Below are 25,938 nucleotides of genomic sequence, written 5' to 3'. Positions count from 1 at the left end.
CGGGTGAGTGGCGCAGGCCGTGCGGCCGGATGCACGCGTCATCGTCGCGTCTCGGAGAGACCCGCGCGATCGCCAACGGTGCGAAGCTGTGAGAGGAATCTATCCGGCGCTTACGGCGCGCCGCATGTCGGCGCCAATGCCATGGGCATGGCGCGTCCACACCCCGCGTGACAGCGCCCGGCAGCCGGTGGCTGGGTGAGCCGCAGAGCGATCGGCTGCGCCAGTCTCAGCGGCCAGCCATTGTCGGATGATGGCGTATCGTCTGTTGTCATGATGGACGCCGTGGCCAGCGAGTGAACTTCCACCTGTTCGCCCGCGGCTGAGGTGAAACGGACGCCCAGTGAGAGACCGTAGACGAGGGCGGTCGCAAGGGCTCGCCGTGGCGGAACGATTGCAGGAAGGGCGGCGACGCATGTCTTCCAGTTCATCGCTAGTCTCCATCCGTTGCGGGTCTTGGGTACCGTGATGATCTATCGGATCGACATTGCGGCTGCTCCAGAGCGATTGCCGTACTTGCAGATCAATTGCGGCTAACGCGCGCGTCGCCGCCAATCGCGCGGCGCTTCGCCGGTCAGTTTCTTGAACGCGGCGGCAAAGGCGGTCTGCGAGGCATAGCCGAGCTCCGCCGCCACCGAGACGATTGGCTCATCGGTGTTTTGCAACATGTTCATCGCTTGCTCGAGCCGGTGCTGGCGCAGCCAGGCATGGGGTGACAGCCCGGTGCTCTCCCTGAAGGCGCGACAGAAGTGGAAGCGCGACAGGCCGGCCTCCGAAGCGAGCGCGGCCAGGGACACGTCAGCGTCGCTGTCCGAACGCAGGCGCTCGATCGCGCGAAGCAGCGCCTTCGGCGCCAGTCCTCCCCTGATTGGCTGGATCGTGGTCGGCGAACTGGCGTGCGCTAGCAGGAGACGCGTGGCCAGCAGTTCGGTCAGTTGCTGCCTGAACAACGTATCCAGCGCGTCGTTGCTCTCCACGATCTCCGATGCGCTGAGTAGCAATCGAGACGTGATGGCATCGGGATGCCCCGTGCGCTCCAGGATGTCCTTCGGCGCGGCCGCGTCGGCTTCGTCCGCAACGCGTGTGAGCATGGCGTGCGGAAGATAGAGCTGAACCACGTCAACAGGTTTTGGAATATCCCATCGCGAGCTCGATCCTTCCGGAATGATGATCACGACGCCGGGCCGGAACGTTCCTGTCGCAACCGATTGTCCCGACCGCCGCTCCACGTGCTGTACCGTGCCGTTGTAGGCCATGATGACGTGATGGGTCATCGGCTCGACGACGTCGTGCAATGGATCATGTTTCCAGTGCGCGATCCCGGCACCCGAGGAGTCCAGAGCCATGTGAAACGGCGTGGTCCCGAGCACGCGCGCCATCTCGGCATCCGCGGTACGGTGCTCGTTGCTCGGCACGTCGGTTTGACGCGCCTCGGGTGCTGCCTGCGAATGCTCTGGCGCATCGTGCTGGATCGGTTTGCTCATCGGCTTGTACTCGTATTGCGAGGCCATGCGCGCGCCGCCGGCCCGACGTCCCGGGCTGGCGTGACGTCGTTGCTTCGGGTGTTCGGTATTGTTGCCGGTCAATGCTGCGAGCTTTGGCTGCGCGTTTTAGGCCCGGAGAACTACGGGTTCTTTCCCAAAACGGCCGCGCCTTGCCTGATCCTGCTGCAAGCGTCGTGTGACGGGTGGGCCCGCGGGCGTTAGGTCAGCATCGTTGATCGATGTCATCAGCGCGATTGCGTGCCGTGCGTTGAAATCACTACGGAAATCGTCCCTGTCACGAGACGGTCACAATGGCCGCGCGATACGCCACAGACCTAGACCACAGCGCGTCGATCCCGGATAATGCAGGCGACCGCGCAGGCGAACCAGACCCGCCTGGCCCAGCTCCTCACGATGAGATCGACCCACATGACCCAGGCAGGCACCTTCGGGCAGAGGGTAGGGCGTTACCTGCATTTGAAGGATGCGCCGAGCGCGGTGATCACGCGCTCAATGCGCGGCATCGATCTCGCTGCCGCCGAAACGCAGAATGATAATCCCGTGCCGGGTCTGTCCGGGTCGATGGCAGACGAGGCCTATATCGTCAGCTTGAAACTCCATGACTATCCGGACTGCGAACTCTGGAAGCACGGCAAGTGTGTCACCAAGGCGGATGTCAGGGCGGGCACGACGTGGCTGTACGATCTCAGGCAGGATCCGCGCTATGTCATCGACAAGCCGTTCCGTTCCATCCAGTTTTATCTGCCGCGTTCGGCGCTCGATCGTATCGCTGAAGAGGCCGGCGCGCCGCGCGTCGAGGACCTCGCCTGTCAATTCGGCACCGGCCATGACGACCAGGTGATGCGTCATATCGGCGCTGCGCTGCTGCAGGGGCTGCGCCGGCCGGACGAGGCGAACCAGCTTTTCATCGATCACATGATGCTTGCGTTCGGCGCGCACATCGCACAGGCCTATGGCGGACTGCAGCGCGTCACCAATTCGGTCCGCGGCGGTCTCGCGCCCTGGCAGCTGAAACGCGCCTGTGAAAGGCTCGACTCCGATCTGGGCGGAGAGCTTTCGCTGCAACAAATCGCGGCTGAATTCGGCCTCTCGGTCGGGCATTTTTCACGGGCCTTTCGCAGCTCCACCGGCCTGCCGCCGCATCAGTGGCTGCTTCGTCAGCGGGTGAAGGCCGCAAAGCAGCTGATGACGGTGCGCGAGTTGCCGCTGGCCGAGATCGCGATATCGGCCGGCTTTGCCAACCAAAGCCACTTTACGCGGGTGTTTACGGCCGCGGTCGGGATCAGCCCGGGCGTGTGGCGCCGCGAAAAGCTCGGCGTGTCCGGAGGGGATGCGTGATTTCCGGGCAGCGCGGCGGCTCGTCCGATCAGCGGCGAGTCTTCAATGAGATGGCGCAGGCGACAATGCGAGTGAGAGCAGCCTGGCCCAACTCCTGACGATGGGACGGCCCACATGACGCAGAGGGGTTTCTACGGTCAGAACGTCAGGCGGTTCTTGCATCTCGAGCATGAACCACCCTCGTTGATCACGCGTTCACTGCGCAATACCGAGATCGCCGTCACTGAAACCCGGGATGATGCCCCGGTGCGGAGCCTTTCCGGCGGGATGGTCCTTGAGGATTCCTATGTTGTCAGCCTGAAGCTTAACGATTACCCGAGCTGCGAGCTCTGGGCACGCAGCAAGTGCGTCACCAAGGCCGATATCCGAGCGGGCGCAACATATTTGTACGACATGAAGATCGATCCGCGATTCGTCATCGACAAGCCGTTCCATTCCCTCCATTTCTATCTTCCGCGCTCGGCGCTCGACGGCATCACGGAGCAGTCCCGCGCACCGCGCGTTGGCGATCTTCCCTGTCAGTTCGGCGTCGGCCATGACGACCCGATCATCCGTCATATCGGTGGGGCGCTCCTGCCAGCGCTGCGTCGGCCGACTGAGACCAATCGGCTCTTCATCGACTACTCGCTGTTCGCATTTACAGTTCATGTCGCGCAGACCTATGGCGGAATGCAGCGCAGAGCCGAGCCGGCTCGCGGTGGCCTCGCGCCGTGGCAGACGAAACGCGCCTGCGAAAGACTGGATTCCGACCTCGGTGGAAAGCTTCCATTGCAACGAATCGCGGCCGAGTTTGACCTCTCGGTCAGCCATTTTTCGCGCGCATTTCGAATCTCCACCGGCCTGCCGCCGCACCGGTGGCTGCTCCGCCAGCGTGTCGAGGTGGCCCAACAACTGATGACGGTGCGCGAGCTGCCCCTGGCCGAGATTGCGATATCGGCCGGCTTTGCCAACCAAAGCCACTTTACGCGGGTGTTTACGGCCGTGGTCGGGATCAGCCCGGGCGTGTGGCGTCGCGAAAAGCTCGGCGTGTCCGGAGGGGATGCGTAATTCCGGGCGATGCGCGGCGGTGTGTCTGATCAGCGACGCATCTTCAGTGAGATGGCGTAGGCTGTGGCGCGCGCCGCAAAGATCTCGTCATGCGGGTGACCGATACCTTCGGCGAGATTTGCCGGATCGAAGATGGAGCCATCGCAGGTTTCGTTTGGCTCGATGCCGGTGATCACGATCGTCCCCAGTCGCACGGCTTCGCGATGATCCTCATCGGGCCATCGGACAGTCAGGTCCATGGTGGGGTCGCCGGGGCGGTCGAGCAACGCGAGCACGCTGAAGCGAATGTTGCCCGTAGCAACCCGCTGTTCGAGCTCGTCGTGCAGGAAGTCGGCAGACCTCGCCTTGGCTTCCGGTCCCGCCAGCGTCACGTCCCCGCCGATCGGCGCGATCTTGAATTTGATGAACCGTATCTCGCCCATCGCATTGGTGGCGGGGAAGGCGTGCACACCCCAATAGGTCGTGCCGGCAAAACTCCAAGGCGGCCGCGTGGCGATGTAGTTCACTTGATGCAGCGTTTCCGGATTGGCGGCAGAGAATGCTCTGACCTTCTCCATATCCGGCTTTCCATCGGGGCCCGGGATGCGCGCCTCCAGGAACGCCAGCATCTGCGCGAGCGTCCGTGCATAATGAACGGGAGAGTTTTGCGCGACGATATCCGTGCGATGGCCGATGTCGCCGAGCCTGAAGCTGAAGCCGCGCGGAACGAGACTTTCGGTATCCGCCACATCGGGATTGCCGCCGCCCACGGAGAAGCGCGCCAGCACGCGGGATGGTCTCGTGAAGCTCAGCGATTTCGTGATTTCCTCCGCCTGATGGGACGGTATGTAGGTGCCGTGGACGCATTGGCCTTTGGCAAAGCTCGCGCGTGCCTTTGGCGGATCGCCGGCCACAGCTTTCAGTGCGTCAACAATCGAGGCGGGCGTAACAGCGCCCCTCGGGGATTCGGACATAGCGACCTTTGTTCGAAGCTCGGTAATCGTGAATATCTACCGTGCCATGCGTGCCGCTGCCCCCGAGCAATTGACCTGATTGCAGAGCGATTGCTGCGAACACATCAATCTTGCTGGGAGGTGTGTTGCCGGTTCGACACGACGGGCAACTCAGCAAAACCTGTCAATATCGGCATAAGAAAATATTCCGCTTGGCGTTTCACCCAACTCAGATGTTCAATATGCCCGTCTCACCCGATCGAGGGGCGCTGCGCATCGTCACGGGTGTTGCGGTGAGATGCGGTGGACGCCGATTGCGCGACTGACGAGTGTGCATGAGGCGGACGGTGAAGTCGTGTGGTCCTGACGCCCTAGTGGCCGGTGTCCCCTTGTGAGACGCAATTGCGTCTTGCGAAGGCGGTGACAAAAAAGCCAAGTCTCGCCGGGGAGAGCACGAAATAAGCCGTAACCCATCGCGCAGGGAAAGCCGGATTGCTCCGGTTACACCTGTGGTCCTACCTCCGGTGCTTTTTGTTGCACCGGACCCATGGGTGCAATCGGCACCCGGCTTTCCCTGCGCCCTCTGCTTGAGGAGAGGGCGGAACGAATGGCAAATCTCGGGCGCTTCATGTCGCGAGAGTGCGAAGCTATGCTCGCACTCACATTTGTCATCGCCCGGCTCGACCGGGCGATCCAGTACGCCGCGGCCCCTCAGCTCAAGCACGGACGCCTCTGGAATACTGGATCACCCGCATGCGCGGGTGATGACACCGAATACATGGTCTTCGTTGCTGCCGCTCCTCGCAACGACGGTGGTGGAATTCTGGGTCGCGCAACGGCCTTTCTTGCTACCTGCTTTCGCAGGGACGACAGCGCAGCATTCGCGCCCGGCGAACTCGCCATTGCCAAACCTCGCATTGACCGTATCGCGATCGCCGGGCACAGCGTGCGGGCGGTGTCATTGAACGGTCGCAAGAGCCGAAGGGGATACCGCCGCATCGGATTTTGCAGTGCAGCAACGGCGCATTTAGCCCCTGCTAAAGGGGCAATGGCAATCGCCGCGGCTTCTCTGTAATGGTGCGACCGGATGTCTCGGGGCCGGTATACGTGCTCCGCAATTACGCGGGAGGAAACATGCGTAAACTCATATTGGCTGCGGCTTCGATCGCGGCCTTGACCTTTGTCGGGCCGGCGTCGGCGCAGTCGCCTGTTGTCATCAAGTTCAGCCACGTGGTGGCCTCGGATACGCCGAAGGGCAAGGCGGCCGACAAGTTCAAGGAACTCGCCGAGAAGTACACCGGCGGCAAGGTGAAGGTCGAGGTCTATCCGAACTCGACGCTTTACAAGGACAAGGAAGAGCTCGAGGCGCTGCAGCTCGGCGCCGTGCAGATGCTGGCGCCGTCGAACTCCAAGTTCGGCCCGATCGGCATCAAGGAATTCGAAGTCTTCGATCTGCCCTACATCCTCCCCGACCTGAAATCGCTGCGCAAGGTGACCGACGGTCCGCTCGGCGCCCAGCTGTTGAAGAAGCTGGATTCCAAGGGCATGACCGGTCTCGCCTATTGGGACAACGGCTTCAAGCAGATGAGCGCGAACAAGAAGCTGGTCGCGCCCGCCGACTACAAGGGGCTCAAGTTCCGCATCCAGTCGTCGAAGGTGCTGGAGGCCCAGTTCCGCTCGCTCGGCGCGATCCCGCAGGTGATGGCGTTCTCCGACGTCTACCAGGCGCTGCAGACCGGCGTGGTCGACGGCCAGGAGAACACCTGGTCGAACATCTACACCCAGAAAATGCATGAGGTGCAGAAGTACGCGACCGTCACCAATCACGGCTATATCGGCTACATCGTCGTCGTGAACAAGAAGTTCTGGGACGGCCTGCCGGCCGATGTCCGCGACCAGCTCTCCAAGGCGATGAAGGAAGCGACCGAGTTCGGCAACAGCCAGTCGGCCAAGGAGAACGAGGACGCGCTCGCCGAGATCAAGAAGGCCGGCAAGACCGAGATCATCGCGCTGACGCCGGAGCAGGATGAGGCGATGCGCAAGGCCATGATGCCGGTCTACAAGGACGTGGCGTCGCGCGTCGGCCAGCCGCTGATCGACGAATTCCTCAAGGAAACGGGCCGCGGCCCAATGAACTGAGGCGGATCGCCTATTAGTCGCCAAGAAGGCGGTGCGCTCCCTCTCCCGCTTGCGGGGAAGGGCTGGGGTGGGGGTATCACCGCGAGTCATTCTGGTGGAGAGAGCCCCCACCCGCATTGCATCTTCGATGCAATGCGACCTCCCCCGCAAGCGGGAGAGGTGTAACGAGTGCGCGGATGGGCCTCTCGATTGAGAGCCGTCGCGCAAAAAACACAACGAATGCCGTGGCCGGTCGCCGCATCAGGCCATGACAGGGGAGATCAATGCTGCTGAAAATTCTGGACCGGCTCGAGGAAATCATCATCGCGAGCCTGATGGGCGCCGCGACGCTCTTGACCTTCATCACGGTCGTGCACCGCTTTCTGGTCGACGTTCCGGTGCTCTATCCGTATCTGTTCGGCATCAACCTCGCCTGGTCGCAGGAACTCTGCATCTACATGTTCATCTGGATGGCGAAGTTCGGCGCCGCCTATGGCGTGCGCGCCGGCGTCCATGTCGGCGTCGACGTGCTGATCAACCGCCTCAATGATTTCTGGCGCAAGCGCACCATCATGTTCGGCCTGCTCGGCGGCGCGCTGTTCACCGGGATCGTCGGCACCATGGGCGCCAAGTTCGTGTTCGAACTGATGCATACCGACCAGGTCTCGCCCGATCTCGAGATCCCGAGCTGGATCGTCTACGCCTGCATCCCGCTCGGCTCCTATCTGATGTGCTTCCGCTTCCTGCAGGTGTGCTGGAACTATTGGTGGACCAACGAGCTGCCGCACCATGACGCCTCCCATGTCGACGGCGTCGAGACCAGCAAGAATGCGCCGATCGCGCTTGGAGAAGCGTGATGAGCGCCGCCCTTATTTTCGGACTGTTGTTTGCCCTGATGCTGACGGGCATGCCGATCTCGATTTCGCTCGGCCTGACCGTGCTGACCTTCCTGTTCACGATGACCGAGGTGCCGATCGAGAGCGTCGGCCTGAAGCTGTTTTCTGGCCTCGACAATTTCGGCATCATGGCGATCCCGTTCTTCATCCTGGCCGGCACCTTCCTGACCCGCGGCGGCGTCGCGCGGCGCATGATCGCGTTCACGACCTCGCTGGTCGGCCATCTGCCGGGAGGCCTCGGGCTTGCCGGCGTCGCGGCATGCGCGATGTTCGCGGCGATCTCGGGCTCGAGCGTCGCCACCGTGGTCGCGATCGGCTCGATCATGATGCCGGCGATGGTCGATCACGGCTATCCGAAGCGGTTCGGCGTCGGCGTGATCTCGACCTCGGGAGCGCTCGGCATCCTGGTGCCGCCCTCGATCATCCTGGTGCTGTACGGCGTGTCGACCAACACCTCGATCGGTGCGCTGTTCATGGCCGGCATCGTGCCGGGCGTGGTGCTCGCATTGATGCTGGCCGCGGTGACGTTCTTCGTCGCGCAGCGCAACGGCTATCCGAAGATGCCGAAGGCGACGATCGGCCAGCAGTTCACGGCGTTCCGTGAGAGCATCTGGGGCCTCTCGCTGATCGCGATCGTGCTCGGCGGCATCTATGGCGGCGTCTTCACGCCGACCGAGGCGGCTGCTGTCGCCGCGACCTATGCCTTCTTCATCACCGTGTTCGTCTACAAGGAGCTGAAGCTCTCCGAGGTGCCGAAGGTGCTGCTGCAGGCGGCGAGCATGAGCTCGATGCTGCTCTACATCATCACCAACGCGGTGCTGTTCTCGTTCCTGATGACGCATGAGCAGATCCCGCAGGAGATGGCGGCCTGGATCATCGACAAGAACTTCTCGGTCTGGATGTTCCTGCTGGTCGTCAACGTCATCCTGCTGCTCGCCGGCAATGTGATGGATCCGTCGTCGATCCTCCTGATCATGGCGCCGATCCTGTTTCCGCTGGCGACCAAGCTCGGCGTGCATCCGGTGCACCTGGGCATCCTGATGATCGTCAACACCGAGGTCGGGCTGTGCCATCCGCCGGTCGGGCTCAACCTCTACATCGCGAGCAGTATCGCCAAGATGGGCATCAGCGAGATCACGATCTCGGTGCTGCCGTGGCTGTGCGCGATGCTGGTATTCCTCGGCCTGATCACCTACGTGCCGGAGATCTCGCTGTGGCTGCCGCGGCTGTTGGGAATGATCTAGCGACAACAAGAAATCCAAAGCGCGACCTCGCGCTCTGGATGTTTCTGGCGGGCAAAGAAGGGGATTACATCTTGGTAAGAGAGGTCTCTCTGTCCAATCCGTAAGTTGAAGGCGTGGGCAGGGCGCATCATCTTCGAGCAACCTTCAAAGGAGGTTCGTATGAAGAAAGTTCTGCTCGCCGGCGTCGCGGCGCTCACGATTGCCGGTTCGACCGTGGTCTATGCCCAGCATCGTCCCTGGTTCCACGGCCATATGCGGATGAGCCCCGAGGATCGGGCCGCCTTCCTCGACGCGCGGATCGCCGCCGTCCACGCCGGGCTGAAGCTGACGGCGGATCAGGAGAAGCTGTGGCCGCCGGTCGAAGCCGCGGTGCGCGACTTCGCCAAGGCGCGGCTCGATCGCGCCAATGCGCGGATGGCCGCGGAGAAGGCCGACGCGGACAAGGCCGGGAACAAGGCCGAGAAGCGAGACGATCCGGTCGCCCGTCTGCGCGAGCGCGCCGACAACATGGCGGCGACCGCGACGTCGCTGAAGAAGATCGCCGACGCCGCCGACCCGCTCTACAAAACGCTCGACGACAACCAGAAGCGGCGGCTGACGATGCTCACCCACATGGAAGGGCGCGGCTTCGGCGCCGAGGGCTGGCGCCGCCACCGCCTCGAGCGCGGCATGGACCGCTGGGAACGCGGCGGCCGCGACCACCATTTCGACCGTAACGACGGTCCGGATCAGGAGCGCTCCGGCCGGCTCTGAGAGCCGTTCACCGGGCCCTTCACCAAGCTACTGAAAGGCCGCCGGAATCCGGCGGCCTTTCGGCTGTGAGGAGGGCCGGTAAAAGTCGGGAAAAGTTGCGCCCATTTGCTGGACATCGGGGAATCGCTTTGCTAAACGACCGCTCTCTTGCGAGGGTCATTTCCGGACAAGTTCCGGGCGCATAGCTCAGTTGGTAGAGCAGCTGACTCTTAATCAGCGGGTCCCAGGTTCGAGCCCTGGTGCGCCCACCAAGCTTTTCAAAGACTTGGCCAGACCTCGCGCAGAACGGACCTTTCAGTTGGGAGGTCAGTTGGGAGTTTTTGTTCGGTTTCCGTGCTCGTCGACTGCCGATCTCCTCGACGATTGGCGGGATGGCTGCCCGTTACCGCAGCGGCTATCTCGTTTCCCGCGGCGTGGAGCGCTCTCTCACGCAGTAGCCTTGGCGACCGGTGAACGCCTTCACCTGGAATCCATCCACATCCCCAAATCTTATTCTGCTCCTAGCCGTAGACCACGCTCAGCTTCTTGATTGCTGACTCCGCAAGCTCGACACGCCCGCCAAGGTAGTGCGCATCGAGTATCTGCTGCACGGTGGCCATCGAGTGTCCGGTAATCGCGGCGATCTCAGGCACTGAACAATTCGACAGCGCGAGCCGGGTGACGGCGGTTCCGCGTAGGTCATGGAAATGAAGGTCTTTGAGCGACGTCTTCTTGAATGCCTTGTCCCAGCTTGTCCTGAAGCCGTCCTCCGTCCAGGGGCGGCCGAACGAGTTGACCAAAATGGTGACGGCTGAGCGCTTTTCCTTAAGCGCAGCATCAAGGGCGGCTTTCAGCGGTGGTCCTACTGGTATGGTTACGCGCCGGCGGCCCTTGCTGCCGCGTCCCTTCGACTGTCGCATCCGGATATACGTGCCATCATAGTCCTTCCAGGTCAGCCGGAGCAGATCTCCCTGACGCTGGCCTGTCCAGAGCGCGAGCAGGAGAGCGGCCTGTAATTCGATGGACGCTACACCGCAAAAGGCGCGAATGTCCTCGGCGGTCCACACGATTTCCGACCGGTCAGATTCATAAAGCCGGCCGCCGCGTTCGCAGACATTCACGGCAATCTTGCCGTGGTCCTTGGCGACCGAGAGCACGCGCGCGATCGTCGTCCAGACGTAGTCTGCTTTGCGCGGTGTGGAGGAAAACGAGTTGCGGAAGGCCTTGAAGTCTCCTCGCGCACGTCGGTCCTCCACCGCACCGATCGGCATCGCACCGAACTTGGCTTCTACCAACGCGAGGTATTGATCGTAGGCGCGCTTGCTTTTGTAGCCAAGGCCTGTGTACTCGCTCTGGTCCTTGAAGTAGTCGATGAGCGAGCTAAACGTTTCGGTGCTTTTCTTGGGCTTCGCCGCGACTGCCTCACTGAAGAGCCGAACGAAATCTGGAGTGCCCGGCTCTGCATCGATGCGCGGGCCTCCTTTCCAAGCGTACCAGTACGTCTTGACCGTCCCATCAGCGAGTTTTTTTGTAAGGCTGTTGATGCCTTTGAGCCGCATCCGCATTTTGCGAGGCCTTCCATTCGTCGTAGGGTGACAGCTGCGGTCGAATTTTAGAATCCAGACCCGAGATCCGGTCAAGGGCGGCGTCGATGGCTTTTCTATCCCATTTGCGTGTTCCGGGAATCGGTCTTGGCATGATTCCTCGTCGAACCCACTCGTTGAATGCTGAAAGCGAGTCACAGCCTGCGTAAGCCGCAGCTTGTTCTTTCGACATGCCACGGGGCTCGATCATTCGGTGCTCCCAATGCCACAGTTTGAATGGTGCCGAGTGTCGGCAGCCCTTTTGATCAAGGCCGAGACCGCTGCGGAAAAAAGTGTAGGGGGCTTAGCGTCGCAAATTCGGTTACCGTGGAGTGGAAATCGGACAAGTCTGTGAGCGAGAGCGACGCCAGAACGGCTGATGAGATTCATGGGATCGAGCTTCGTCTGGAGCGGCGATCCTCGCCGGGATCCGACACCTAGCTGATTTCGCTTGTGTGCCAGCAAGATAGATCCTGCAACCAGACCGTTATGAGCGACGGGATATCGAGCAGCTTTGTTAATCTCGCTGCGTTTTCGCTTCGGTTCGATCGCGTTTGTCACCGTTCGGTTTAGCCGTTTCTGGTGCGAAACTGGTGCGGCGTTCCGTCTAACGCATAGGTCCAAAGTGTACCCGCACCTGCCGGTGTCTCGAAAAAGTGTGCGGTCCGGAAGACCCGAACTTTCTGTTTTCCATCCCGTCATCCCCGTCTGTTCTCCTTGCCGCAGCGTCTCAGCCCTTCTAACGGCCGAGAGAATGACGTAGGAGATGGAAGGAAGAGGTTCGAAATGGCTAAGCAGACCGAGAAGAAACAGCCTGCACTTAAAGGCGTATCAGCGGCCGAACGAGCGCTCGCGGTGCTGACGGCGTTCCGCAGGGGCGACAGCGCCTTGAGCCTGGCCGAGCTTGCCGAGCGGACCGGTCTGGTCAAGAGCACGATCCTGCGGCTAGCTTTATCGCTGCAACAATACCGCCTGCTCGCGCGCTTGCCGGATGGCTCTTATCGGCTCGACGCGGAGACCTTGCGCCTCGGCACCGCCTATCAGCAGGCGTTTCGCCTTTCCGATCACGTCATGCCCGTGCTTGAGCAGCTCGCCGCGAAAACCGGCGAGACGACCTCCTTCTATGTTCGCAACGGTGAAGAGCGGTTGTGTCTTTTCCGGGTGGAAAGCACCAACCGGATCCGGATGACCGTGCAGCCGGGCGACACCCGTCCGATGGACAAATCGGCCATCGCGCAGACACTTCGTCGGTATGAGTCCGCAGTGCCTGGACCGGACGACGAGCTGCCGCTCTTTACCTCAGGCGTCACGGATCCTCATGCAGCCGCGCTCGCCATGCCCGTGTTCGGCATCGGAGAATCGCTTGTCGGGGCAATCTCGATCTCCGGGCCGATCAGCCGCCTCACGCCTGCGCGGGCGGATCAGATGAAGGGAGCGCTGTTTGAAGCCGCCACCAAGCTCACCCTCGCATGCGGAGGAACTCCATCCGCCGCCATCGGAAAGGGCGCGCGCAAACGGTCCAACCGAACGGCATAAAACGAAACGTCGTTTCATTTTACTTGCCGAGTCCGCTGTCTTGGGCTTATAAGCCTCCCCATAATAAACGATGGGGAGGGCGAACTTCGTGGCACTAGCAATGCTCACGCGCAGGACGATCCTTGCTGGACTGGGCGCATCGCTGGTTCCGCACGTTGCGACTGCGCAGGCCGAGGAGGTGCGCTGGTCGAGCGGCTCCGGGAAGCCGCGTTTCATTGCGCCGGCCGGCGCGACGGACTGTCATTTCCATACCTATGACAAGGCCTATCCCGTCATGAAGGGCGCGACCCTGCTGCCGGAGGACGCCTTGCCTGACGATTACCGCGCTCTGCAGCGCCGGATCGGCACGACGCGGGGCGTGATCATCCAGCCTTCCACTTACGGCATCGACAACCGGCTGCAGATCGCGTCACGGCAGGCGCTTCGCGCAGAGAATTTTCGCGTGATTGCCGTCGTTGCGGAGGACATTTCCGACGTCGACCTCCGTCGGCTCGACGAACAAGGTGTCCGCGGCGTTCGCTTCAACCTTGGCTTTCCCGGCGTGCTGACGGTGGAGTCGCTCAAACCGCTCGCGCCGCGGCTCGCCGATCTTGGCTGGCACTGCCAGATCAACATGCGCCCCAAGCAGATTGAGGACCATGCCGATCTGCTGGCTTCCCTGCCAGGACGTCTCGTGTTCGATCATCTGGCGCAGGTGCCGCAACCAGCCGGCGTTGAGAGCGCGCCCTACAAGATCATTCGTGGCCTGATCGACCGCGGCAAGACCTGGGTCAAGCTGTCCGGTCCCTATGTGTCGAGCAAGCAGGGCGCGCCTGATTACGCCGACGCAGGCGTCGTTGCGGCCGCTTACGTGAAGGCCGCGCCGGAGCGGCTGGTCTGGGGCAGTGACTGGCCGCATCCGTCGGAACGGGACAGCAAGCCGGATGATGCGCGCCTGTTCGATCTCTTCGCCCAATGCGCGGGGAGCGACGTCGTATTCAAGCGTATCCTCGTCGACAACCCAGCCGAGCTCTATGGCTTTCCGAAAGTCGCTCCATGACATTCTTCAGCCCGCCGCGCCGGATCGAGACCAGCATCTTCACGCGGCTTCCGGATCAGTTTCGCAAGCCACGCCGCACGGCATGGGCCGATGCCAATCAGGGCGGTCGTGAGATCGACTCGTTCCTTGAGGGACCTTCGTTCGATCGGCAGGGCCGGCTCTATATCACCGATATTCCCTACGGACGCATCTTCCGCGTTAGCGCAGCAGGCGCATGGGAGCTCGTGTCCGAGTATGATGGCTGGCCGAACGGATTGAAGATCCATCGCGACGGCCGCATCTTCATCACCGACTACAAGCGCGGCATCATGCTGCTGGACCCCGCGAGCGGCAGGGTGACGCCGTATCTCGAAACCGCCGCGAGCGAGAGCTTCAAGGGCGTCAACGATCTGGTCTTCGCGCCGTCAGGCAATCTCTATTTCACCGATCAGGGCCAGACCGGGATGCATGATCCCACCGGCCGGGTCTGGAAGCTCACGCCGGATGGCCGGCTCACTTGCCTGCTCAACACGATTCCCAGCCCGAACGGCATCGTCGTCGACCCCGAGGAGAGCTTTCTGCTCGTCGCAGTGACGCGCGCCAACCAGATCTGGCGCGTACCGCTGCCAACCAGCGGCCTGACAACGAAGGTCGGGATATTCTCGCATCTGCACGGCGGCCCCGGCGGTCCTGACGGACTTGCGCTCGACAGCGGCGGCAATCTACTGGTCTGTCACACCGGCTTCGGCTCGATCTGGCGGCTCTCGCCCTTGGCCGAGCCGCTCGATCGCATCGTCTCCTGCGCGGGCGTCGGCACGACCAATCTTGCTTTTGGCGGGCCCGAGCGAAAGAGCCTCTTCATCACTGAAAGCCGCACAGGCACGCTGCTGCGCGCCGAGCTCGAGACACCGGGCATGGCGATGTTCTCGCACGCCGAATAGGTTAGCATCTGCTCAGGCATGCGAGCAAAGCTTGAGCCGGATGGGCCAGCGCCCGCTGGTCCATGATCTTGACCTGCGATCGGCACGAGTAGCCGGTTGCGAGCAGGTGGCCGCTTTGAGCCCATCGATTGACGTGAGGTCCCCAGCTCATTCCGTAGATGTACTCGGACGTCGCGCGATGTTCGGCCTCGTGGCCATATGTGCCCGCCATTCCACAGCACCCTGAAGGCAGCACCTGCAAGCTCGCGCCGGCTGCGGCGAACGCGGTTTGCCAGTCGCGCAGAGTGGACAGGGCGAGCGAGCGCTCCGAGCAGTGTGGCAGTAGCAGGTACTCGTCACCCGCGCTTGAAGCCTTCGGGATGGCGTTGTGGTGACGCGCCAGCCATTCCTGGACCAGGAGAACGGGCGGCGGCCGGTCCGCCTCAGCCAACATGCCGTATTCCGACCGGTAGGTCAGCGTCATCGAGGCATCGACACCGACCAGCTCGACGCCGGTGGCAGCGAGGTCGCGCAGCATCGCGGCATTGCGCGAGGCGGTGCGGGTAAAGGCGCTGAGGAAGCCGTGCACGTGCAGCGGCTTCCCGTTTGCCCGGAACGGCGCGACGAACGGCCGGAAGCGGATTGCGCGCATCAGATCCAGCACGGCGAGTACGACATGCAACTCATAGAAGCTCGTGAAGGCGTCCTGTACCAGCACCACGCTGCGCGCGCGTTCCTCGATCGAGAGCGCCTCCAACGTCTTGAGCGTTGCAATCGCGATCCCGCGAGCCGCCAGTTCCGCCTGGATCGAGAGGTCGGAGAATTTCGGAGAATGCACCAGTCCGATGGCACGCATCAATGCGCGGCCGGGTGGGCTATCGATCAGGACGTTGTATAGGCCGCTCACCTTGCCAAGTGCGGGCAGCATCGATTCCAGCGAGCCGACCAGATGGTCCCGCAGCGGCCGCAGATAGCGGCCATGGTAGACCTCGAGAAATTTCGCGCGAAAGGTCGGTACGTCGACCTTGATCGGGCATTGCCCGCTGCACGACTTGCAGGCGAGGCATCCATCCATCGCCTCTTTCACGGCATGCGAGAAATCAGCCTCGCGCGCCCAGCTGTTGCGCAGTCGCGCGGGAAAGTCGCGCCAGCGCGAGGCTTTCCGAAGCGCCGCCGCTTCGCTCACGGGATCGATGCCGAGTGCCGCGAGCTGCCGCAGCCATTCCCGGATTAGCGACGCGCGACCCTTCGGCGAATGCCGGCGATCGCGCGTCGCCTTATAGGAGGGGCACATCGCCTCATTCGGGTCCCAGGAGAAGCAGGCCCCGTTGCCGTTGCAATGGAGCGCCTCGTCATAGGCGGAGCGGAGTGAGGCGGGGATCGTTCGGTCGAGCTGGCCGCGCGTGGTCAGCCCGTCGATCGCCAGCAATTGGCCGCCCGCGGGTGCTGCGATCTTTCCGGGATTGAGCCGATTGCGCGGATCGAATGCCGCCTTGATGGATTGCAGGACCGGGTAGAGCGGCCCGAAGAAGCGCGGCGAGAATTCCGAGCGCACGCCCTTGCCGTGCTCGCCCCACAGCAGGCCGCCATATTTGCTGGTGAGGCGGACGACCTCTTCGGTGATCTCGCGGATCAGCGGCTCCTGGGTAGGGTCCTTCATGTCGATGGCCGGGCGGACATGCAGCACGCCGGCATCGACATGGCCGAACATGCCATAGACCAGCCCATGCGCGTCCAGCAGCGCGCGGAATTCGGCGATATAGCCGGCGAGGTTCTCGGGCGGAACGGCGGTGTCCTCCACGAAGGGGATCGGCCGCTTGTCGCCTTGCATATTGCCGAGCAGACCGACGGATTTCTTCCGCATCGTCCAGATCGCGTTCACCTCGGCCTCGCCGTGCGCCACGGTGAAGCCGCGGCGGCCGCGCGACGGATCGGCCGCCCCTAGCGCCTCGGTCATCCGGCGAACCGGGATCTCGACGTCCAGCTCGCTATCGCCGACGAATTCGACGAGATTGACGCCGGTGGCGCGTTGCCCGTCGTCTTCGGGGAAGTATTGCCGGACCTGATCCCAGACCACATCCTTTTGCGCCAGACCAAGCACTCTGGAATCGACGGTCTCGATGGAAGCGGCGCCGAACCGGATCAGCTCTTGCGCGTCGCGCAAGGCGGCATCGAAGCTGCCGTAGCGCACATTGACCAGGGCACTGTGCTTCGGGATCGGCTCCACGTTCAGCTTGGCTTCGGCAACCAGCGCCAGCGTGCCTTCGCTGCCGCAGAGGATCGAGTTCAGGTTGAAGCGGCCGCGATCGTCGCGGATGTGGGCGAGGTCGTAGCCGGTCAGGCAGCGGTTCAGCTTGGGGAAGTGCGCTGCGATCTGGTCCGCCTGCTCGCGCTGGATCGCATCGACCAGCCGATGCACGGCACCGACGAGATCGGGGCGTCGCTGGATTTCCTGCAGCTCCTCATCATCGAGCGGCCTCGACGTCCATACCGTGCCGTCCAGTAGCACGGTTGTCAGCTCCAGCACGTGGTCGCGCGTCTTGCCATAGAGGCAGGAGCCCTGGCCGCTGGCGTCAGTGCTGATCATGCCGCCGATCGTGGCGCGATTGGAGGTCGAGAGCTCCGGCGGGAAGAACAGGCCGTGGTCCGCCAGCGCTGCGTTGAGCTGGTCCTTCACCACGCCGGCCTGCACCCGCGCCCAGCGCTCGGCCGGGTTGATCTCGATGATCCCGTTCAGGTGGCGCGAGACATCCACCACAAGACCTTCGGTCAGCGACTGACCGTTGGTGCCCGTTCCGCCGCCCCGAGGCGCGAAGACGATGTCCTTGAATCGATCGTCGGCCGTAGCCCGCACGATGCGCACGAGATCGTCGACGCTGCGCGGGAAGGCCACGAGTTGCGGGAGCAATTGGTAAATCGAGTTGTCGGTTGCCGACACGATCCGGTCGCCAAAGGACGGCGCCAAGTCGCCTTCGAACCCACGCGCCCGAAGTTCCGCGGCCAATTCGGCATGCAGCGGAGCAGGGGCCCGCATATCGGAAATGCGTGGCAGCATGTGTTCTCAGAGCCTCCCGGACGCCGTAACCGACAGTCAGCACTCCACTTTTCGAGTGGAACCCCGCATTCGGGCCGGCGCAAGCCTTCTGTTGTACGATTTAAAAAATGAAACACCGTTTCAAAATAAATTGCAACGGCGTTCTATTTTTGCTAAGTGGCGCCATGACCGGGGAAACACCGGCGTCGGAGGAAACCCATGGCAAGTGTCAACGCCGCTTCTGCCGGCGCCGCCTTTACACCCGAGCAGGAGAAGATCCTCTCGAAAGTGATGTGGCGGATCGTGCCCTTCCTGCTGCTCTGTTACGTCATCGCTTATCTCGACCGGGTGAATGTCGGCATCGCCAGCCTGACGATGAACCATGACATCGGCATCTCGCCGTCTGAATTCGGCTGGAGCGCAGGGCTGTTCTTCTTCGGTTATTTCCTGGCGGAAGTGCCGAGCAATCTGGCCCTGCAGGCGATCGGCGCCCGCAAATGGATCGCACGCATTTTGATCACCTGGGGATTGATCTCGGCCGCGACCGCGTTCGTGGCCGGGCCGGTGAGCTTTGGCGCGATGCGTTTCCTGCTCGGGCTGGGCGAGGCCGGCTTCACGCCGGGCGTATTTCTCTATTTCACTTACTGGTTTCCGGCGCGGATCCGCGGCACGGCGACCGCGGCGTTCCTGCTCGGTATCCCGATCGCGAATATCATCGGTGCTCCGATATCGAGTTCGCTGCTGACACTCGACGGCGTGGGTGGCCTGCATGGTTGGCAATGGCTACTGATCCTCGAGGGTTTGCCGGCAACCGTGCTCGGCTTCGTGTGCTTCTTCACACTGACCGACAAGCCCGGACAGGCCAAGTGGCTGAGCCCTGACGAGCGGCGTTGGCTTGCCGAGGTGTTGGCGGCGGAGCGCGAGGCCATTGCCACAAAGCATCCGTCGCGACTCAGGGATGCCTTCATCAATTGGCGCGTGCTCGCCTGCGCCGCCGTCAACTTCTGCGCCATCATCGGCTCCGTCGGCCTTGGCTTGTGGATGCCGCAAATCATCAAGGGCCTCGGCTTTAGTGTCGTCGCCGTCGGCTTCGTCGCGGCCGTACCTTACATCTGTGGCGGTATCGCCATGATGCTGTGGGCGCGCCTGTCGGACAATGGCGGTGAACGCAGCTGGTTCGTGGCATCCGCGCTGCTCGTGGGCGCAGCATCGCTGATCGTCTGCGGTTACGCGACGTCGTCCGCGCTGGTCTCGATCGTCGCGCTCTGCGGCGCCGTGGTCGGGATCATGTGCTACCAGTCCACCTTCTGGCCGATCCCGTCGAGCTTCCTGACCGGCAGCGCTGCCGCCGGCGGCCTCGCAATGATCGTCTCGATTGGGAATCTCGGCGGGTTCGTCGGTCCCTATCTCATCGGTGTGATCAAGCAGGCGACCGATAGTTTTTCCTGGGCCCTGATTTCGGTCGCCGCATTTCTCATCCTTGCGGCCGTTCTCATCCGCGTGGTTGGTGTCAGCCTGCAGCGACAGACCGGCATGGCGGACGACCGCACCCGCCCAATCGCATCTCTCTCGAAAGGAATCTGAAGATGAGCGAACAACAGCAATTTCGTCTTGGTCTGGTTGGTTATGGCGAGATCGGCAGCACGCTGGGCAAAGGCCTGCGTGAGGCCGGCCTCAAGCAGATCTTCTGTTATGACAAATACGCCTTCGACGGTCCCTATGCCGATCTGATCCAGAGCCGCGCCAAGGCGGCAGGCGTCTCGCTGGTCAAGTCCAACAAGGAATTGGCCGACGCGGCTGAGCTGATCTTCAGTGTCACGCCGGGCTCCGCCTCGCTCCAAAGCGCTGATGCCTTTGCGTCCGTGCTCGATGGTCGCCATACCTTCCTCGACTTCGCCTCGGCCACGCCCAAGGTGAAATACGGCGTGGCCGAGCGGCTCGCCAAGACCGGCGCCACGCTCGGCGACGGCTCCATCATGGGAACGCCGAAGAATGGTTACGCCATGCACATGCTGTCGAGCGGCCCGGCTGGGCAGCGCGTCATCGACCTGCTCGTGCCCTGGGGCATGAGCATCGAATATGCCGGCCAGAAGCTCGGAACGGCGTCGGGCATCAAGATCCTGCGCTCCGTCCTGATCAAGGGGATCGAGGCCTTGATCGACGAGACGCTGCTTGCGGCCCGCTCCTATGGCCTGGACGAAACCGTGCTCGCCTCTGCGTCGAAGACGCTGACGCGTCCCTTCATGGACACGGTCGAAAGCCTGATTCCATCGGGTGTCATCCATGCCAAGCGACGCACCGAAGAGGTCGAGATGGCAGCCGAGGCGGTTGAAGATGCAGGCATCGAGCCGCTGATGGCGCGCGCGACCGTGGCGCGGCTGCGCTGGAAGGAGAACCTTGGCCTGAAGGACCATTTCAAGGGTGTCGTTCCCGAGAACTACAAGATCGCGATCGACGCGATCGTCGCCAAGATGCAGACCGGAGCAAAAGCGGCCAAATAGGCCAGGGACTCCGGAGAAAACACAACAGGGAGAGAGATGTGACGGCTGCCCGGACAGAAATCGATGAAATCGAGAAGGTGACGATGCGCAGGGTGATTCTGCGCCTCGTGCCGTTCCTGATGATCTGCTACTTCTTTGCCCTCCTCGACCGCGTGAATGTTGGTTTTGCGGCGCTGCAGATGAACAAGGATCTCGGGCTCACGCCTGCGATGTTCGGCTTTGGCGCAAGCCTGTTCTTTTTCTCCTACTTCCTGGTGGAAGTGCCGAGCAACCTCGCGCTTCAGAAATTAGGCGCGCGGCGCTGGATCGCCCGGATCATGATCACCTGGGGCTTGGTGACGGCGTGCATGGCGTTCGTCGTCGGGCCGTATTCGCTGTATGCGATGCGCTTCATCCTCGGCGCAGCGGAAGCCGGTTTCTTTCCTGGTGCAATCCTCTATCTGACGTACTGGCTGCCGTCCCAGTACCGCGCGCGCATCCTTGCGACGTTCACCGTGTCGATCCCGCTCGCCACATTCCTGGGATCGCCGCTTTCAGTCGGCTTGCTCGAGCTCGACGGCGCGCTTGGTCTGCGCGGTTGGCAGTGGCTGTTCATCCTGGAGGGATTGCCGACCGTCCTGCTCGGGCTGGCCTGCCTGTTCGTTCTCACCGACAGGCCCGAAGGGGCGTCCTGGCTGACGAATGAGCAGCGGGATTGGTTGACGGCGCGCATGGCTGTTGATGCCGCCGCGCGCAAGCCGGTCGGTCATCTCTCGCTCTGGCAGCTTGCCACCAACAAATATTTCCTGGTCATGGCCCTGGTCTGCTCCGGTGCCTCCGCCACCGGCAGCGTGCTGTCGGTCTGGCAGCCGCAGCTGCTGAAATCGTTCGGCCTGTCGAATCTGCAAACCGGATTCGTCAACGCGATTCCCTACGGCATCGCGACCGTGCTCATGGTGCTGTGGGGCCGCCATTCGGACAAATCAGGCGAGCGCCGCTGGCACACCGCCATTCCGCTGCTGCTCGCCGCCGGTGGCTTCACCGCATTGGGCCTGACGGGAACGGCGGTTGCGCCGACCATCGTCATGGTGACGTTCTGCCTGGTCGGCGCCTATGCCTTCAAGGGGCCGTTCTGGGCGCTTTCGGCGAGCTGGCTTTCGACAAGCACGCTCGCAGCCGGCCTCGCCGGCATCAACGCGATCTCCAATTTGATCGGCGGCGGGCTGATGGTGAACGTGGTCGGTCTAGTCAAGGAGCACACGGGCAGCTTCGTGCTCGGGATGTTGCCGCTGGCGCTGCTGTGTGCCGTGGCCGCGACCTGCGTCCTCGTGCTCGGCCGCAACGTCGCGCGCGCGGCCGACATGGTGGCGGTGAAATCATGAGGGAGCGCGGGGAGACCTCACGGCACGCCATCACCCGGCGCGGCGTTCTCGTTGGTATGTTGGCTGCAAGCACGGGCGCCTGGGCCGGCGGGGTCGAGCAGGCGGTGCCCAACAGCACCGGATCGGCTCCGCCGCGCTTGAACGCGTCTGCGGACGCGTGCGATTGCCATCACCATATTTACGACGGACGGTTTCCGGTGTCGCCCCATTGGCACCAGGGCTTTCCATCAGGTGCAACCGTCGCCGATTATCGAAATCTTCAGCGCCGGCTCGGCACCACTAGGAGTGTAGTGGTGCAGCCATCGACATACGGGGTCGACAACAGGTGTCTCGTGGATGCGCTGGGCCAGCTCGGCTCTTCGTCACGCGGCGTTGCCGTCGTCGACACCGACGTTGACGAAGCAGAGCTGCGCGCGCTGGCCGATGCCGGCGTCTGTGCCATCCGCGTCAATTTCGTCTCTCCGCAGAGCTGGGGGACGACGACGCCGGAAATGCTTGCCGCGCTCGCGAGGCGCATCAGCCCGCTAGGCTGGCAGTAACCGGTATGAGCTCCCACGTCTGCGGAGATCAGCGGGCGCGTGGGTAGCGGATCGGCATCCAATATTGGCGCATGGCCTCGACGACCGCTGGAATATCGGCGTAGGCGTTACGCAGAAAGTCGGCAGTCTCGCGGCCGCTTCGGGGGGATCCGAGCATCGGCTGCCCCTGATCGTCGCGACAGTGCAACAGAATGGGCAGAAGCAGGCCGTGATTGACATTGCTGGTGTCCAGCATCGGCGCCCACGCCGACAGCCTGAGCCGCATCGCGGCATGGAAACCCTGGCACCAGGGACGCGGATCGACGTCGCCATTGGGGTTGCGCCGGTGTATCGGCTCGAACCGATCGGGGGCAGTCGAGAGGGTGTTGCTGATGTCGTTGTGGCGCAGCGCAACGGCGGAGATCGCGGCGAACTCCGGCGTGCCGCCATGGTTGAACGCGTCGGCATCGATCGCGAGCAGCGGGCAGATCCAATCGAGCGGGCTCATCGAGACCGGTCCGGCTACGATCGCGGCAGCATAGCCGTCGAGCATGGGAATGCTAGTGGCGGCAGGATGGCGATCGATGCGAGCCTGGAGCCATCGCTCGAGGTCCGCAAGCGGCATCGCGGCTGACGGCATCGACGATGCTGCTTTATGGCGACGTGGGCTCATGCCGCTGCCTGCGGTGTGCGCCGGCGCGCCGCCTTCCAGTTCCAGGCGAGCAGCTCGTGCAGCTGATGGCTCTTGGTTCGCCCGGACACGATGCGCTCCAGCACATCGGCCAGGTAGGCCTGCGGGTCGAGCTCATGGAGTTTTGCCGTGTTCACGAGCGACGCCAGGATCGCCCAGCTCTCGGCGCCGCCTTCGCTGCCGCTGAACAATGAGTTGCGTCTTCCCATCGCAATCGGGCGCATGGAACGCTCGACTGTGTTGCTGTCAACCTCGACACGGCCGTCGCGGAGAAACAGCGTCAACCCGTCCCAGTGATTGAGTGCGTAGTTGATGGCCTCCGCCAGCTTCGATTGGGAGAAGAGCTGGCCGACCATTGTGGTCAGGCGCGTCCTGAGCGCCTCCATCAATGGAGCGGACCTGGTGCGGCGGGTGGCCAGCCGCTGCTCGGCATTGCTGCCGCGGATCTCTGCTTCGATGGCATAGACCGCCTGCAGGCGCTCGATCACTTCGCGAGCGAACGGCGACTGGGTCGTCTTATACACGTCGACGAATTTGCGTCGGGCGTGGGCGAGACAAAAGGCGAGCTGGATCGCGTCGCCATGATCGCGGGCGAGCGCTTTGTAGGCTGCATAACCGTCGACCTGCAGAATGCCGGAAAAGCCCGTCAACTGTCTGGCGATCTCCGCCGTGCCGCGGCCGTCGGCGAACACGTAGGCCACCGCCGGCGGCGAGGGGCCGCCCCATGGCCGGTCATCCATCGCATGCGCCAAGAACTGGCAGATGCGCGGGCGATGTCGTCCGGGATCGAGCACCGGCATCGGCGTCTCGTCGCAGAACAGGCGCGGCGCAGCCTGGATGGTGCGCAGCTGGAGCTCATAGAGGCTCCTGAGCCACCAGGCCGCTCGCTTCACCCAGCCGGCGAGCGTCGCCCGGTCGAGATGGACACCCTGGCCGGCCAGAATTTGCACCTGTCGGTAAAGCGGCAGATACCAGGCGAACTTCGAGACTACCACGTGGCTCACGAGTGCCGTCGAGGCCATGCCGCTCTCGATTAGGCGCGGCAGCACCTTCGCCTGGATCACACCATCGGTGCAGCGGCGGCAGCCGTACTTGGGACGGACCGTCCGCAACACCCGCAGGATCGCCGGGATGATGTCCAGCACCTCGCTGACGTCCTCGCCGATCTTGTGAAGCTGGCCCTGACAACACGGGCATGCGGTCGCCTCCGGCTCCAGCACCTGCTCGCAGCGCGGCAGGTGCTTGGGCAGCGCGCCGATGTTGCGGCGCGCCTTCTTCCGCAGTGGTTTGCCGGGCGGCTTTGCCGCGGCTGCATCGTCGTTGGCAGCTGCAGGCGGCGTGACGCCGGTCTCAAGGTCGCCAAGCTCAAGTGCGAGCTGCTCGGCCACGAGCGCGGCAAGCCGCTCCGAGCGCTTCCCGAAGATCATGTCCTTGAACGTCTGCATTGCTACGCGCAGCTTCTCGTTCTCAGCGTCAAGCGCGAGCACCATCTCGGTCAGAGCTGCTGGATCGGCCGGAAGAGCGTCGGGGCGAATCGCCATGATCAGACGATACATCCGTGTGACCCACGCTCCAGCGAAATCCTCACTTCTCAGCCGACAATGACCGGCTGCTTCACAGGCTTGGGCGACACACGCGTCCACTCGAGGCCGTCGAGTAGCATCGCAAGCTGCGTCGCACTGAGATGCACAACGCCGTCGCGGATCGGTGGCCAGGTGAAACGCCCCTGGTGCAACCACTTCGTTACCAACACCATGCCGCTGCCGTCCCACGCCAGAAGCTTCACTCTGTCCATGCGCTTGCTGCGGAACACGAAGACGTCGCCGCAATATGGGTTCGCGCGCAGTGCTTCGCTCACCAGCGCCGACAGCGTATGCACCGACTTACGAAAGTCGACCGGCTGGGCCGCCAGCACCACCTTGAGGTCTGACCGTAGCGCAATCACCGGATCCCTCGAAGCGCCGATAGCACCATCGAAAGCGTCGCCAGCTCCACGCCCGGCTCGACGCGGATGCGCGCCCCGTTTACCTCGATCTCGACCGCTCCACAGACCTTGGCCGGCGGCGCGGCAATCTCCAAGGGCTTCATCTTACCCGGCGAAATACACTCGGACTCGCCAGCCCTCCCGCCATCGCTCTCGGCGCCAATTTGGATAGGCACGAAGTTCTGGGCTTTGCCGGCCATCGCCGCCGCTACCTGGCGTCGCCACACCGTGAGCAGTCCGCGGGAAACACCATTGCGCCGCGCCACCTCGGAGATGTTCGTCCCCTCCTCAAAGCTCTCCGCCGCGATCCGGGCCTTCTCCTCGCGCGTCCACCGTCGCCGCCGGCGCTCCCCAGTGATCACCTCAACGCGGCGATAAGAGTCACCTTCCTGCCTGGCATCAAGCATGGCATTTGCCATCGCTTCACCTCCACCCATCAGCTCATCCCAGGCTGTATCCCAAGCGAACCGCGCCATGACGAGGTGGAGGCCTCATGCCGGTTACGGCTGGCACGTGCAGATTCTGATGACCGGCGATCAGATCGTCGCTCACGAGAAGATCATCCGGTCGCTGCCCACCAAGGTGGTCATCGACCATCTCGGGCGTATTCCGCAGCCTGATGGCGTCAAGCATCTAGCGTTTGCCGCTGTCCGGCGCCTGCTCGATGAGGGCCGCACCTGGGTGAAGGTCACCGAGCCCTACGAAGACAGCAAGCTCGGTTCGCCCTATGCCGACTCCAGCGAAGTTGCACGTGCCTATGTGCAGGCCGCGCCGGAGCGGATCTTGTGGGGCACGGACTGGCCGCATCCGACCCAGCGCGGCACCAAGCCGGATGACGCCTTGCTGCTCGATCTGCTTGCCGACTGGGCGCCGGACGAAGGCACGCGCCGGCGCATTCTGGTGGACAACCCAACGGAGCTGTTCGGTTTCTAGGATCTCATGATTTCACAATTTCACTTGCCAAACGTTGGAAAGGATAACGC

The 25,938-nt window shown here is 63.0% G+C and carries 24 protein-coding genes and 1 tRNA gene; 16 read left to right on the top strand and 9 right to left on the bottom strand.

The window, feature by feature from the left end; all coding sequences use genetic code 11:
- Positions 1–530: 530 nt before the first annotated feature.
- Positions 531–1,481 (bottom strand): AraC family transcriptional regulator, encoded by a 951-nt coding sequence (locus tag WDM24_RS30140; protein WP_338828361.1) that lies wholly within the window; start codon positions 1,479–1,481, stop codon positions 531–533.
- 429 nt (positions 1,482–1,910) lie between these two features.
- Here WDM24_RS30140 and WDM24_RS30135 point away from each other — a divergent pair, with 429 nt between their 5' ends.
- Together WDM24_RS30135 and WDM24_RS30130 are read left to right on the top strand one after the other, a co-directional pair.
- Positions 1,911–2,840: a helix-turn-helix domain-containing protein gene (locus tag WDM24_RS30135; RefSeq protein ID WP_166305178.1), complete on the top strand. Its 930-nt coding sequence runs from the start codon at positions 1,911–1,913 to the stop codon at positions 2,838–2,840.
- Positions 2,841–2,954: 114 nt separating this feature from the next.
- Positions 2,955–3,887 (top strand): AraC family transcriptional regulator, encoded by a 933-nt coding sequence (locus tag WDM24_RS30130; RefSeq protein WP_338828360.1) that lies wholly within the window; start codon positions 2,955–2,957, stop codon positions 3,885–3,887.
- A gap of 29 nt (positions 3,888–3,916) precedes the next feature.
- Here the strand turns inward: WDM24_RS30130 and WDM24_RS30125 are convergent, their stop codons facing one another.
- A complete protein-coding gene (locus tag WDM24_RS30125; RefSeq protein WP_338828359.1) occupies positions 3,917–4,840 on the bottom strand; it encodes a catalase family peroxidase in 924 nt (307 codons plus the stop codon).
- Positions 4,841–5,426: 586 nt separating this feature from the next.
- On the opposite strand from WDM24_RS30125, the gene WDM24_RS30120 reads away from it, so the two are divergent.
- From WDM24_RS30120 to WDM24_RS30095, 6 genes are all read left to right on the top strand, one after another.
- Positions 5,427–5,894 carry a hypothetical protein gene (locus WDM24_RS30120; protein ID WP_338828358.1) on the top strand — a complete coding sequence of 156 codons (468 nt, stop codon included), beginning with the start codon at positions 5,427–5,429 and terminating at the stop codon, positions 5,892–5,894.
- 59 nt (positions 5,895–5,953) lie between these two features.
- Positions 5,954–6,958: a TRAP transporter substrate-binding protein gene (locus WDM24_RS30115; RefSeq protein WP_029082599.1), complete on the top strand. Its 1,005-nt coding sequence runs from the start codon at positions 5,954–5,956 to the stop codon at positions 6,956–6,958.
- Positions 6,959–7,221: 263 nt separating this feature from the next.
- Positions 7,222–7,794: a TRAP transporter small permease gene (locus WDM24_RS30110; protein WP_029082598.1), complete on the top strand. Its 573-nt coding sequence runs from the start codon at positions 7,222–7,224 to the stop codon at positions 7,792–7,794.
- Positions 7,794–9,077, top strand: a complete 1,284-nt coding sequence (locus WDM24_RS30105) for a TRAP transporter large permease (RefSeq protein ID WP_166305192.1) — start codon at positions 7,794–7,796, stop codon at positions 9,075–9,077. Before WDM24_RS30110 ends, WDM24_RS30105 begins: the two co-directional genes overlap by 1 nt.
- 159 nt (positions 9,078–9,236) lie before the next feature.
- A complete protein-coding gene (locus tag WDM24_RS30100; RefSeq protein ID WP_338828357.1) occupies positions 9,237–9,830 on the top strand; it encodes a Spy/CpxP family protein refolding chaperone in 594 nt (197 codons plus the stop codon).
- 175 nt (positions 9,831–10,005) lie between these two features.
- Positions 10,006–10,081: transfer RNA gene (locus tag WDM24_RS30095), tRNA-Lys, on the top strand.
- A 249-nt stretch (positions 10,082–10,330) separates the two neighbouring features.
- On the opposite strand, the gene WDM24_RS30090 is transcribed toward WDM24_RS30095, so the two are convergent.
- Both WDM24_RS30090 and WDM24_RS30085 read right to left on the bottom strand, forming a co-directional pair.
- Positions 10,331–11,374 carry a tyrosine-type recombinase/integrase gene (locus tag WDM24_RS30090; RefSeq protein WP_163151237.1) on the bottom strand — a complete coding sequence of 348 codons (1,044 nt, stop codon included), beginning with the start codon at positions 11,372–11,374 and terminating at the stop codon, positions 10,331–10,333.
- Positions 11,325–11,603: a hypothetical protein gene (locus WDM24_RS30085; RefSeq protein ID WP_163151239.1), complete on the bottom strand. Its 279-nt coding sequence runs from the start codon at positions 11,601–11,603 to the stop codon at positions 11,325–11,327. The genes WDM24_RS30090 and WDM24_RS30085 overlap by 50 nt, the downstream gene beginning before the upstream one ends.
- Before the next feature lie 575 nt (positions 11,604–12,178).
- On the opposite strand from WDM24_RS30085, the gene WDM24_RS30080 reads away from it, so the two are divergent.
- The 3 genes from WDM24_RS30080 (at position 12,179) to WDM24_RS30070 (ending at position 14,887) form a co-directional block, all read left to right on the top strand.
- A complete protein-coding gene (locus WDM24_RS30080; RefSeq protein WP_338828356.1) occupies positions 12,179–12,928 on the top strand; it encodes an IclR family transcriptional regulator in 750 nt (249 codons plus the stop codon).
- A 100-nt stretch (positions 12,929–13,028) separates the two neighbouring features.
- Positions 13,029–13,967 carry an amidohydrolase family protein gene (locus WDM24_RS30075; protein WP_338828355.1) on the top strand — a complete coding sequence of 313 codons (939 nt, stop codon included), beginning with the start codon at positions 13,029–13,031 and terminating at the stop codon, positions 13,965–13,967.
- Positions 13,964–14,887, top strand: coding sequence for an SMP-30/gluconolactonase/LRE family protein (locus WDM24_RS30070; RefSeq protein WP_338828354.1), 924 nt, complete (start codon positions 13,964–13,966; stop codon positions 14,885–14,887). The genes WDM24_RS30075 and WDM24_RS30070 overlap by 4 nt, the downstream gene beginning before the upstream one ends.
- 1 nt (position 14,888) lies before the next feature.
- On the opposite strand, the gene ydiJ is transcribed toward WDM24_RS30070, so the two are convergent.
- A complete protein-coding gene (ydiJ, locus tag WDM24_RS30065) occupies positions 14,889–17,921 on the bottom strand; it encodes a D-2-hydroxyglutarate dehydrogenase YdiJ (protein WP_338828353.1) in 3,033 nt (1,010 codons plus the stop codon).
- A 198-nt stretch (positions 17,922–18,119) separates the two neighbouring features.
- Between ydiJ and WDM24_RS30060 the strand changes: the two genes are divergently transcribed.
- From WDM24_RS30060 to WDM24_RS30045, 4 genes are all read left to right on the top strand, one after another.
- Positions 18,120–19,484, top strand: a complete 1,365-nt coding sequence (locus WDM24_RS30060) for an MFS transporter (protein ID WP_338828352.1) — start codon at positions 18,120–18,122, stop codon at positions 19,482–19,484.
- Between the two features lie 2 nt (positions 19,485–19,486).
- Entirely contained in the window at positions 19,487–20,401 is a 915-nt protein-coding gene (locus WDM24_RS30055) for a DUF1932 domain-containing protein (protein ID WP_338828351.1), read from the top strand.
- Between the two features lie 83 nt (positions 20,402–20,484).
- Complete coding sequence (locus WDM24_RS30050) at positions 20,485–21,762, top strand: MFS transporter (protein ID WP_338828350.1); 1,278 nt, start codon at positions 20,485–20,487, stop codon at positions 21,760–21,762.
- Positions 21,759–22,301 carry an amidohydrolase family protein gene (locus WDM24_RS30045; RefSeq protein WP_338828349.1) on the top strand — a complete coding sequence of 181 codons (543 nt, stop codon included), beginning with the start codon at positions 21,759–21,761 and terminating at the stop codon, positions 22,299–22,301. Before WDM24_RS30050 ends, WDM24_RS30045 begins: the two co-directional genes overlap by 4 nt.
- 28 nt (positions 22,302–22,329) lie before the next feature.
- Here the strand turns inward: WDM24_RS30045 and WDM24_RS30040 are convergent, their stop codons facing one another.
- The 4 genes from WDM24_RS30040 to tnpA are packed head-to-tail and all read right to left on the bottom strand — an operon-like array spanning position 22,330 to position 25,374.
- Entirely contained in the window at positions 22,330–22,920 is a 591-nt protein-coding gene (locus tag WDM24_RS30040; protein ID WP_166213761.1) for a YecA family protein, read from the bottom strand.
- A 29-nt stretch (positions 22,921–22,949) separates the two neighbouring features.
- Positions 22,950–24,512, bottom strand: coding sequence for an IS66 family transposase (tnpC, locus tag WDM24_RS30035; protein WP_166213760.1), 1,563 nt, complete (start codon positions 24,510–24,512; stop codon positions 22,950–22,952).
- A 50-nt stretch (positions 24,513–24,562) separates the two neighbouring features.
- Positions 24,563–24,916, bottom strand: coding sequence for an IS66 family insertion sequence element accessory protein TnpB (gene tnpB / locus WDM24_RS30030; protein WP_166208697.1), 354 nt, complete (start codon positions 24,914–24,916; stop codon positions 24,563–24,565).
- Positions 24,913–25,374, bottom strand: coding sequence for an IS66-like element accessory protein TnpA (tnpA, locus tag WDM24_RS44550; protein WP_166208700.1), 462 nt, complete (start codon positions 25,372–25,374; stop codon positions 24,913–24,915). The genes tnpB and tnpA overlap by 4 nt, the downstream gene beginning before the upstream one ends.
- A 55-nt stretch (positions 25,375–25,429) precedes the next feature.
- Here tnpA and WDM24_RS30020 point away from each other — a divergent pair, with 55 nt between their 5' ends.
- Positions 25,430–25,888: an amidohydrolase family protein gene (locus WDM24_RS30020; RefSeq protein ID WP_338828348.1), complete on the top strand. Its 459-nt coding sequence runs from the start codon at positions 25,430–25,432 to the stop codon at positions 25,886–25,888.
- Positions 25,889–25,938: the final 50 nt, after the last annotated feature.

The organism is Bradyrhizobium sp. 27S5 (assembly GCF_037217225.1).
Taxonomy (GTDB): domain Bacteria; phylum Pseudomonadota; class Alphaproteobacteria; order Rhizobiales; family Xanthobacteraceae; genus Bradyrhizobium; species Bradyrhizobium septentrionale.
This window is presented reverse-complemented; position numbering and strand designations above follow the sequence as displayed.

Excerpts from the sequence above, each read along its gene's own strand:
- WDM24_RS30140 (WP_338828361.1), bottom strand. The coding sequence starts at position 1,481 with ATGAGCAAACCGATCCAGCACGATGCGCCAGAGCATTCGCAGGCAGCA.
- WDM24_RS30135 (WP_166305178.1), top strand. The coding sequence starts at position 1,911 with ATGACCCAGGCAGGCACCTTCGGGCAGAGGGTAGGGCGTTACCTGCAT.
- WDM24_RS30130 (WP_338828360.1), top strand. The coding sequence starts at position 2,955 with ATGACGCAGAGGGGTTTCTACGGTCAGAACGTCAGGCGGTTCTTGCAT.
- WDM24_RS30125 (WP_338828359.1), bottom strand. The coding sequence starts at position 4,840 with ATGTCCGAATCCCCGAGGGGCGCTGTTACGCCCGCCTCGATTGTTGAC.
- WDM24_RS30120 (WP_338828358.1), top strand. The coding sequence starts at position 5,427 with ATGGCAAATCTCGGGCGCTTCATGTCGCGAGAGTGCGAAGCTATGCTC.
- WDM24_RS30115 (WP_029082599.1), top strand. The coding sequence starts at position 5,954 with ATGCGTAAACTCATATTGGCTGCGGCTTCGATCGCGGCCTTGACCTTT.
- WDM24_RS30110 (WP_029082598.1), top strand. The coding sequence starts at position 7,222 with ATGCTGCTGAAAATTCTGGACCGGCTCGAGGAAATCATCATCGCGAGC.
- WDM24_RS30105 (WP_166305192.1), top strand. The coding sequence starts at position 7,794 with ATGAGCGCCGCCCTTATTTTCGGACTGTTGTTTGCCCTGATGCTGACG.
- WDM24_RS30100 (WP_338828357.1), top strand. The coding sequence starts at position 9,237 with ATGAAGAAAGTTCTGCTCGCCGGCGTCGCGGCGCTCACGATTGCCGGT.
- WDM24_RS30090 (WP_163151237.1), bottom strand. The coding sequence starts at position 11,374 with ATGCGGATGCGGCTCAAAGGCATCAACAGCCTTACAAAAAAACTCGCT.
- WDM24_RS30085 (WP_163151239.1), bottom strand. The coding sequence starts at position 11,603 with ATGATCGAGCCCCGTGGCATGTCGAAAGAACAAGCTGCGGCTTACGCA.
- WDM24_RS30080 (WP_338828356.1), top strand. The coding sequence starts at position 12,179 with ATGGCTAAGCAGACCGAGAAGAAACAGCCTGCACTTAAAGGCGTATCA.
- WDM24_RS30075 (WP_338828355.1), top strand. The coding sequence starts at position 13,029 with ATGCTCACGCGCAGGACGATCCTTGCTGGACTGGGCGCATCGCTGGTT.
- WDM24_RS30070 (WP_338828354.1), top strand. The coding sequence starts at position 13,964 with ATGACATTCTTCAGCCCGCCGCGCCGGATCGAGACCAGCATCTTCACG.
- ydiJ (WP_338828353.1), bottom strand. The coding sequence starts at position 17,921 with ATGCTGCCACGCATTTCCGATATGCGGGCCCCTGCTCCGCTGCATGCC.
- WDM24_RS30060 (WP_338828352.1), top strand. The coding sequence starts at position 18,120 with ATGGCAAGTGTCAACGCCGCTTCTGCCGGCGCCGCCTTTACACCCGAG.
- WDM24_RS30055 (WP_338828351.1), top strand. The coding sequence starts at position 19,487 with ATGAGCGAACAACAGCAATTTCGTCTTGGTCTGGTTGGTTATGGCGAG.
- WDM24_RS30050 (WP_338828350.1), top strand. The coding sequence starts at position 20,485 with ATGCGCAGGGTGATTCTGCGCCTCGTGCCGTTCCTGATGATCTGCTAC.
- WDM24_RS30045 (WP_338828349.1), top strand. The coding sequence starts at position 21,759 with ATGAGGGAGCGCGGGGAGACCTCACGGCACGCCATCACCCGGCGCGGC.
- WDM24_RS30040 (WP_166213761.1), bottom strand. The coding sequence starts at position 22,920 with ATGCCGTCAGCCGCGATGCCGCTTGCGGACCTCGAGCGATGGCTCCAG.
- tnpC (WP_166213760.1), bottom strand. The coding sequence starts at position 24,512 with ATGGCGATTCGCCCCGACGCTCTTCCGGCCGATCCAGCAGCTCTGACC.
- tnpA (WP_166208700.1), bottom strand. The coding sequence starts at position 25,374 with ATGGCAAATGCCATGCTTGATGCCAGGCAGGAAGGTGACTCTTATCGC.
- WDM24_RS30020 (WP_338828348.1), top strand. The coding sequence starts at position 25,430 with ATGACGAGGTGGAGGCCTCATGCCGGTTACGGCTGGCACGTGCAGATT.